Genomic DNA, 9,044 nt, shown 5'->3' on the forward strand with positions numbered 1-9,044 from the left:
GTCGGTTTCTGCATGGTCCCACACCCGTTCCGGGGCATGCCCGGCTCAGGTCGCGATCATCGACCCGATGCGACCGCTTTCCAAGTGCTGAATCGAAACTGTTACAATTCGATACATTTCAGGCAAATTTAGGAAACACTGTTGTGTGCAGGTACTCCTGTCTCATGTGCGCCAGAGGAGGTGGCGTGGATGAGATATGGAGGAAAACATGTCAATTCAAAGTATCTACACCATCGGGCTTGACCCGAATGCGGCCAATTACGACGCCCTGACGCCGCTGTCTTTCGTCGAACGCAGTGCACAGATCTATCCGGAATTTCCGGCCGTGATCTATGGCGATATCCGCCGGGGCTGGGGCGAAACCTATGATCGGATCCGCCGTGCGGCCTCGGCCTTGCAGGGCCGTGGCGTGAAAAAGGGCGACACCGTCTCTATTGTTGCCGCCAATATCCCGGAGATGTTCGAGGCGCATTTCGCCGTGCCGATGTCGGGCGGAGTGCTCAACACGATCAACACCCGGCTCGATGCGGAGGCGATGGCCTTCATCCTGGCCCATGCCGAGGCCAAGGTGGTGCTCGTCGATCCCGAATTTTCCGACGTGGTGGACCGTGCCCTTCACATGAGCGGGATGAGCGACGTTCTGGTCGTCGATATCGAGGACGCGAGTTTCGACGGCGGACGCCGGATCGGGGCGCTGAGCTATGAGGCGCTGCTGGCCGAAGGCGACCCGGAGTTCCAGTGGCAGCCGCCGGAAAACGAGTGGGACGCGATTTCGCTCAACTACACCTCGGGCACGACGGGCAACCCGAAAGGCGTCGTCTACCATCACCGCGGCGCGCATCTCAACGCGATGTCGAACATCGTCACCTGGGGCATGGCGCATCATTCGCGCTATCTCTGGACCCTGCCGATGTTCCATTGCAACGGCTGGTGTTTCCCGTGGACGATTGCGGCCAATGCTGGTGTCTGCGTCTGTCTGCGCGCGGTGCGGGCGGAGCCGATTTTCGAGCTGATCCGCGAGGAAAAGGTCACGCATTTCTGCGGCGCGCCGATCGTGTTGAATATGCTCGCCAACGCGCCCGATGCGCTCAAGGACTTCTCGCACGAGGTCAAGGTGATGACCGCAGGCGCTTCGCCGCCCGCTGCCGTGATCGCCAAGATGGAAGCCATGGGCATCGAGGTCACCCATGTCTACGGCCTGACCGAGACCTACGGGCCGTCGGTGGTCTGTGCTTGGAAAGCCGACTGGGATGGGCTCGGGGTCGAAGACAAGGCCGTCAAGAAAGCCCGTCAGGGGGTCCGCAATGTGGCGCTGAGCGGGCTGATGGTCGCCGACCCAGAGACGCTTGAGCCTGTGCCGTCGGATGGCACGACCATGGGCGAGATCTTCATGCGCGGCAACAACGTGATGAAGGGTTATCTCAAGAACCCCTCGGCGACGCAGAAATCCTTCACCGGCGGCTGGTTCGCCTCGGGCGATCTCGGCGTGATGCACCCCGACGGTTATGTCGAACTCAAGGATCGCTCCAAGGACATCATCATCTCCGGCGGGGAAAACATTTCCTCCATTGAGGTGGAGGATGTGCTCTACAAACACCCTGCCGTGATGGAGGCGGCTGTCGTTGCCAAGCCGGACGAGAAATGGGGCGAGACGCCCTGTGCCTTTGTCGATCTGAAACCCGGCGAAAGCGTCACCCAGGCCGAGATCATCGCGTTTTGCCGCCAGAACATGGCGCATTTCAAGACGCCGAAAACGGTCATCTTCGGCCGGCTGCCGAAAACCTCGACCGGCAAGATCCAGAAATTCCTCCTGCGCGATCAGGCCCGGAACCTGAGGGAGGGGGAAGCATGAACCAGTCCCCCTACATCCTCGAAACCGAAGGTTTGACCAAGGGGTTTCGTGGCTTCACCGCCGTCGATCATGTCGATCTCAAGGTGAAACGTCATGAGATTCACGCGCTGATCGGCCCGAATGGCGCGGGCAAGACCACGGTGTTCAACCTCTTGACCAAATTCCTGACGCCCACCAGCGGCTCGATCCGGTTCAACGGGCGCGACATCACTGCCGCCAAACCCGCCGAGATCGCCCGCATGGGCGTGATCCGGTCGTTCCAGATTTCGGCGGTGTTTCCGCATATGACGGCGCGTGAAAACGTGCGGGTGGCGCTGCAACGCAAGCTGGGGACGTCGTTCCAGTTCTGGCGCTCGGTCAAGACGCTCAACCGGCTCAACGAGCGCGCCGATGAGTTGCTCGATATGGTTGGCCTGTCACGCTTTGCCGATGCGATGGTGGCGGACATGTCATACGGGCGCAAACGCGCGCTCGAGATCGCGACAACGCTGGCGACCGAGCCGGAGATGATGCTTCTGGACGAGCCGACCCAGGGCATGGGGCGCGAGGATGTGGAACTGGTCACAGAGCTGATCCGCAAGGTTTCCGCCGGGCGCACGATCCTCATGGTCGAACACAATCTCGGCGTGGTCTCGACGCTCTGCGACACGATCACGGTGCTGCAACGTGGGTCGATCCTGACCGAGGGCAACTATGCCGAAGTCTCCGCCGACCCGCGGGTCAAGGAAGCCTATATGGGGAAAGCGGCATGAGCATGGCAGTCATGGACAATCACGAGCTTGGCGGCCAGCACCTCTCCGAGCATATTGAAGAGCTGCGCCTGACGGATGTGCACGCCTATTACGGCGAGAGCCACGCGCTCCATGGCATCGACATGACGGTGTATCGGGGTGAACTGGTGACGCTTCTGGGCCGCAACGGGTCGGGGCGGACCACGACGCTGCGCGCCATCATGGGGCTGATCGGGCATCGCACCGGGTCGATCCACATCAAGGGCGAAGAGGTCATCGGCATGGCCTCGCACAAGATCGCGCATTTGGGCGTCGGCTATTGCCCCGAAGAGCGCGGCATCTTCGCAAGTCTCAGCGTCGAGGAAAACCTCATGCTGCCGCCGCAGGTCTGCGTGGGCGGCATGTCGGTCGCAGAGATTTACGAGATGTTCCCCAATCTTGCGGAACGTCGCAAGAGCCAGGGCACGCTGCTGTCCGGCGGCGAACAACAGATGCTCGCCATGGCGCGGATCCTGCGCACCGGGGCGAACATCCTTTTGCTCGACGAAATCACCGAAGGCCTTGCCCCGGTGATCGTCGACACCTTGGGCGAGGTTCTCATCACGCTCAAGCAACGTGGCTACACGGTGGTTCTGGTGGAGCAGAATTTCCGGTTCGCGGCCCCTTTGGCGGATCGTCACCTGATCATGGATCACGGTCACATCGCCACAACCGTTCTCAAGGACGAGCTGGAGGAGAAAGCGCACGTCTTTGAGGAATATCTTAGTGTTTAACGATAAATGGGAGGAAACCATGACACTTAAGAAGACCTTGATCGCGGGTGTCTCCGCGGCTTCTCTGCTCTGCGGGGCGGCATCGGCGGAGATCAGCGACGGCGTCGTCAAGATCGGCCTGATGAGCGATATGTCCGGCACCTATTCCGATGTGGCGGGCGAGGGCGCGGCGGTGGCCGCGCAGATGGCGATCGAAGAATTCGGCGGCACGGTCGCCGGTGCGCCGATCGAGATCGTCACCGCCGATCACCAGAACAAGGCCGACATCGCCGCCAACAAGGCGCGCGAATGGGCCGACACCGGGCAGGTCGATGCCTTTGCCGAGCTGGTGACCACCTCGGTCGCGCTGGCGGTGTTCGAAGTCGCCAAGCAGCAGAACAAGATCGCGCTGGTCTCCGGCTCTGCCTCGTCTCCGCTGACCAATGAGGCCTGTATCCCCACGGGTCTGCACTGGACCTACAACACCCGCGCTCTGGCGGTCGGCACCGGCTCGGCCATCGTGAAGGAAGGCGGCGATAGCTGGTATTTCCTGACTGCCGACTATGCCTTTGGTGAGGCGCTGGAACGCGATGTGTCGGCGGTGGTCGAGGCCTCGGGCGGCACGGTTCTGGGATCGGCGAAACATCCGTTCCCGGCCTCTGACTTCTCGTCCTTCATTTTGCAAGCCCAGGCCTCCGGCGCGAAGGTGATCGGTTTGGCCAACGCTGGCGCCGACACGGTGAATGCGATCAAGGCCGCCAATGAATTCGGCGTTGTCGCCGCTGGCCAGAAGATCGCGGGGCTTCTGGTCTTCATGCCGAACGTCAAATCCATCGGTCAGGACGTGGCGCAGGGGCTTCAGATGACGGTGTCCTTCTATTGGGACATGGACGACGAGACCCGCGCCTGGTCGCAGAAATTCTATGAGAAGACCGGCAAGATGCCGACGGGCATTCAGGCGGGGACCTATTCTTCCGTCCTGCATTACCTGAAAGCCATCGAAGCGACCGGCACGGACGATACCGACACGGTGCTCGCGAAGATGCGCGAAATGCCGGTCGAGGACATGTTCGCCAAAGGCGGCACGCTGCGCACCGACGGGCGCATGGTGCATGACATGTATCTGGCCGAGGTCAAGAAACCCTCCGAGTCCGAGGGCGAATGGGACCTGTTGAAAATCGTGCGCACCATTCCCGGCGAAGAGGCCTATGGCCCGCTGTCCGAGAGCACCTGTCCGACGAAATAACCCGAGACCGTCCCACCGGGGTCACCCGGTGGGATCAACCACGCAGGAAACATGACCATGCTGACAGATCTCCTAGGCTTTCCGCCACAGGTCCTCTTTGGCCAATTGCTCCTCGGTTTGATCAACGGGGCATTCTATGCAGTGCTCTCGCTCGGTCTCGCGGTGATTTTCGGCCTTTTGAATATCGTGAACTTCGCCCATGGGGCGCTTTACATGCTCGGCGCGTTTGCCACCGCCGGGCTGACCACCTATTTCGGCATCGGCTATTGGGGGGCGCTGATCCTCGCGCCGCTGATCGTCGGTGCAATCGGCATGCTGATCGAACGCTTCCTCCTGCGCCGTCTGAGCGGGGTGGACCATCTCTATGGCCTGTTGCTGACCTTCGGTCTGGCGCTGGTGATCGAGGGCAGTTTCGTCAAGCTCTTCGGCTCTTCCGGCTTGCCCTATGCGCCACCGCCCCAGCTCATGGGGGGCGTGAATCTCGGGTTCATGTTCCTGCCCTGGTATCGTGGCTGGGTCGTTCTGGCCGCCGTCGTGATGTGCCTCGTGACCTGGTATATTTTCGAGAAAACCAAGATTGGCGCCTATCTGCGTGCCGGTACGGAGAACCCGAAACTTTTGCAGGCCTTCGGGGTGAACGTGCCGCTTCTGACCACGCTGGCCTATGGCTACGGGGTCGCGCTTGCCGCCTTCGCAGGCGTTCTGGCCGCACCGATCACCCAGGTCAGCCCGCTGATGGGATCGAACCTGATCATCGTGGTCTTCGCCGTTGTCGTGATCGGCGGTATGGGCTCGATCATGGGCGCCATCGTCACCGGCCTGTCCATGGGCGTGATCGAGGGGCTGACCAAAGTGTTCTGGCCCGAGGCCTCCGCCACCGTGATCTTTGCCGTCATGGCCATCGTGCTCGTGCTGCGCCCGGCGGGCCTGTTCGGCAACGCGACGTAAGGGGGCAGACAGATGAACACCAAACTTGCTTATCTCATCGCCTTCGCCCTGTTGCTGGTGGCGCCACTCGTGCTCTATCCCGTCTTCCTGATGAAGCTGCTGTGCTTTGCGCTCTTCGCTTCGGCCTTCAATCTCATCCTGGGCTTCGGCGGGTTGCTGAGCTTTGGCCACGCCGCCTTTTTCGGGGGCGCGGCCTATATCACCGGGCATGCGCTCAAGGTCTGGGGCCTTCCGACCGAACTTGGCATCCTCATTGGCGCTTTGTCCGCCGGTGTCCTGGGCCTCGCGATCGGCCTGCTCGCCATCCGGCGGCAGGGCATCTATTTCGCGATGATCACCCTCGCCATGGCGCAGATGGTCTACTTCTTCTTCATCAGCGCAGATTTCAGCGGCGGTGAGAACGGCCTTCAGGGCGTGCCGCGCGGCAGCTTCCTCGGCCTTGTGGACCTCCAGAACAACACGGCGATGTATTACTTTGTCTTGGGCGTCTTTGTGCTGGGCTATTTCCTCATCGCGCGCGCCGTGCATTCGCCCTTCGGGCAGGTGCTGTCGGCCATTCGCGACAATGAGGCGCGGGCGAAATCTCTGGGCTACGATGTGGAGCGCTACAAGCTTCTGGCCTTCGTCCTTTCCGCGACCATCGCGGGGCTGGCGGGCGCGACGAAAACCGTGGTGTTTCAGCTCGCCTCCCTCACCGATGCGCATTGGCACATGTCGGGCGAGGTGGTGCTCATGACGCTTCTGGGCGGGCTTGGCACCATCGCGGGTCCGGCCATCGGCGCGGGCATCATCGTCACGCTGCAAAACACGCTGGCCTCCGGCCCCCTGTCATCCTGGGTGCCTGTCGTCTTGGGCCTGATCTTCGTCCTCTGCGTCCTCGCCTTCCGGCGCGGTGTGGTGGGCGAAATCCAGGCCCTCATCCGTAAATCGTTTTGAAAGGAACACCATGACCGTCATCCAAACCGTAGGTGTCATTGGCGCGGGTCAGATGGGACGGGGCATTGCCCAGGTCTTTGCGCAATCCGGCTATGACGTGATGCTTCAGGACGTCTCCTCCGACGCCCTGGGCATTGCCGAAGGGTTCATCAGGGACCGTCTCGACCGCAATGTCTCCTCGGGCAAGATGACGGTCGGTGAGCGGGCGGAAACACTCGGGCGGCTCTCTTATGGCTCCTCCATCGAGCCGCTCGGGGCCCGCGATCTTATCGTCGAAAGCGCGACGGAAAAGGAGGCGGTCAAAGTGGCGATTTTCGAGAGTCTCCTGCCGCATCTGTCCGATCATACGCTCCTGACTACGAACACCTCGTCGCTGTCGATCACCCGGCTGGCGGCGCATACCGACCGGCCCGAACGCTTTATGGGGCTGCATTTCATGAACCCGGTTCCGGTGATGAAACTCGTGGAACTGATCCGCGGCATCGCCACCGATGAGACGACATTCAAGACCATGCAAGAGGTCGTCGCCCGCCTCGGCAAGACCGGCACCGTCTCGGAGGATTACCCGGCCTTCATCGTCAACCGTATCCTCGTGCCGATGATCAACGAGGCGGTCTACACCCTGTTTGAAGGCGTCGGGAATGTCGCCTCCATAGACGCCTCGATGAAGCTCGGCGCGAACCAGCCGATGGGGCCTTTGGAATTGGCCGATTTCATCGGGCTCGACACCTGCCTGTCGATCATGGGCGTGCTCAACGACGGGCTCGCCGACAGCAAATACCGGCCCTGTCCGCTTCTGGTGAAATATGTCGAGGCCGGTTGGCTCGGTCGCAAGACCGGGCGTGGATTTTACGATTATCGCGGCGCGGACGGCATCCCCGTCCCGACGCGCTGAACATGGAAGAAAAGGAGTTTACGCATGAAGGTATTGGTACCTGTTAAACGCGTGATCGACTACAACGTGAAGGTCAAGGTTAAGACCGACGGCACGGGTGTCGATCTTGCGAACGTGAAGATGTCGATGAACCCGTTCGACGAGATCGCGGTCGAAGAGGCCATTCGTCTCAAGGAGGCCGGCGTGGCTTCCGAGGTGGTCGTGGTGTCGATCGGCGAGAAGAAATCCGTGGATACGATCCGCAACGCGCTCGCCATGGGCGCGGATCGCGGCATTCTGGTCGAAGAGGATCAGGGCGTCGAGATCGAGCCGCTGGCGGTGGCAAAGATCCTCGCCAAGATCGTCGCGGAGGAGGCGCCCGAACTGGTGATCCTCGGCAAGCAGGCGATCGACAACGACATGAACGCCACCGGTCAGATGCTCGCGGCGCTTCTCGGCTGGGGGCAGGCGACCTTTGCCTCCGAGGTGCTGATCTCCGAGGGCAAGGCGGTGGTGACCCGCGAGGTGGACGGCGGGTTGCAGACGATTTCCGTCACTCTTCCGGCCATCGTGACGACCGACCTGCGTCTCAACGAGCCGCGCTATGCCTCTTTGCCAAACATCATGAAGGCGAAGAAGAAGCCGCTCGACGAGAAGACCGCCGCCGATTACGGCGTCGACACCACGCCGCGCCTGACGGTCGTGAAAACCGAAGAACCCGCGGCGCGCGAAGCCGGGATCAAGGTCGGCTCGGTCGATGAACTCATTGCGAAACTCAAAGAGGGAGGTCTCGTCTGATGGCTGTTCTCTGTCTTGCGGATGTGGCGGGCGGCGCGGTCGCGCTCGACGCCACCGCGAAAGCCGTCTCGGCTTCGGCGAAACTGGGCGATGTGACGCTTCTCGTGTGCGGTGCGCCGGGCTACGAGGCCGCGAAGATCGACGGCGTGGCCAAGGTTCTGGTCGCCGATGACGCGGCCTATGCCCACGGGCTGGCGGAAAACCTTGCCGATCTGATCGTGTCTCTGGCGGGTGGCTACAGCCACATCACCGCCGCCGCGACGACGACGGGCAAGAACGTCCTGCCGCGGGTTGCGGCGCTTCTGGATGTGATGGTTCTGACCGATGTGACCTCCGTGGTGGATGCGGATACGTTCCAGCGCCCGGTCTATGCCGGCAACGCGATTCAGACGGTACGCTCGAAAGATGAAAAGAAGGTTATCACCTTCCGCACTTCGACCTTCGAGGCGGCGGGCAGCGGCGGTTCCGCGGCGGTCGAGGCGGCCTCGGGCGCGGGGGACACCGGCCTGTCGGCCTTTGTCGAGGACAAGGTGGCGGAAAGCGACCGCCCGGAACTGACCAGCGCGAAGATCGTCGTCTCGGGCGGGCGCGGTGTCGGTTCGGAAGAGAGCTTTGCGATCATCGAGGCGCTCGCCGACAAGCTCGGCGCGGCCGTGGGCGCGTCGCGTGCGGCGGTCGACAGCGGGTTTGCGCCGAACGACTGGCAGGTCGGCCAGACCGGCAAGGTGGTGGCGCCTGAGCTTTACATCGCCTGCGGCATCTCGGGTGCGATCCAGCACCTCGCGGGGATGAAGGATTCGAAGGTGATCGTCGCGATCAACAAGGACGAAGAAGCCCCGATCTTCCAGGTCGCAGACTTCGGCCTCGTCGCTGATCTCTTCGACGCCGTGCCAGAAATGACCGAGAA

At 61.9% G+C, this 9,044-nt stretch carries 9 protein-coding genes; all 9 read left to right on the forward strand.

Annotated features, from left to right (window positions below):
• The first annotated feature begins 208 nt into the window (after positions 1–208).
• Positions 209–1,852 (forward strand): acyl-CoA synthetase, encoded by a 1,644-nt coding sequence (locus tag NH195_RS11000; protein ID WP_066706782.1) that lies wholly within the window; start codon positions 209–211, stop codon positions 1,850–1,852.
• Positions 1,849–2,604 carry an ABC transporter ATP-binding protein gene (locus NH195_RS11005; RefSeq protein ID WP_066706754.1) on the forward strand — a complete coding sequence of 252 codons (756 nt, stop codon included), beginning with the start codon at positions 1,849–1,851 and terminating at the stop codon, positions 2,602–2,604. Before NH195_RS11000 ends, NH195_RS11005 begins: the two co-directional genes overlap by 4 nt.
• 2 nt (positions 2,605–2,606) lie before the next feature.
• Positions 2,607–3,356, forward strand: a complete 750-nt coding sequence (locus NH195_RS11010; protein WP_066706758.1) for an ABC transporter ATP-binding protein — start codon at positions 2,607–2,609, stop codon at positions 3,354–3,356.
• Between the two features lie 19 nt (positions 3,357–3,375).
• Complete coding sequence (locus NH195_RS11015; protein ID WP_066706761.1) at positions 3,376–4,581, forward strand: ABC transporter substrate-binding protein; 1,206 nt, start codon at positions 3,376–3,378, stop codon at positions 4,579–4,581.
• A gap of 57 nt (positions 4,582–4,638) precedes the next feature.
• Positions 4,639–5,529, forward strand: a complete 891-nt coding sequence (locus NH195_RS11020; RefSeq protein ID WP_198403503.1) for a branched-chain amino acid ABC transporter permease — start codon at positions 4,639–4,641, stop codon at positions 5,527–5,529.
• A 12-nt stretch (positions 5,530–5,541) separates the two neighbouring features.
• Entirely contained in the window at positions 5,542–6,465 is a 924-nt protein-coding gene (locus tag NH195_RS11025) for a branched-chain amino acid ABC transporter permease (protein WP_066706764.1), read from the forward strand.
• Between the two features lie 10 nt (positions 6,466–6,475).
• Positions 6,476–7,360 carry a 3-hydroxybutyryl-CoA dehydrogenase gene (locus NH195_RS11030; protein ID WP_066706767.1) on the forward strand — a complete coding sequence of 295 codons (885 nt, stop codon included), beginning with the start codon at positions 6,476–6,478 and terminating at the stop codon, positions 7,358–7,360.
• A 24-nt stretch (positions 7,361–7,384) separates the two neighbouring features.
• On the forward strand, positions 7,385–8,137 hold the full coding sequence (locus NH195_RS11035; protein WP_066704797.1) for an electron transfer flavoprotein subunit beta/FixA family protein: 753 nt from the start codon (positions 7,385–7,387) through the stop codon (positions 8,135–8,137).
• On the forward strand, positions 8,137–9,044 hold a 908-nt coding region (locus tag NH195_RS11040; RefSeq protein WP_066706769.1), incomplete at its 3' end, for an electron transfer flavoprotein subunit alpha/FixB family protein. The genes NH195_RS11035 and NH195_RS11040, both read left to right, overlap by 1 nt.

Origin of the sequence: Celeribacter ethanolicus (genome assembly GCF_001550095.1) — a bacterium.
In the GTDB taxonomy this organism is placed as follows: Bacteria; Pseudomonadota; Alphaproteobacteria; order Rhodobacterales; family Rhodobacteraceae; genus Celeribacter; species Celeribacter ethanolicus.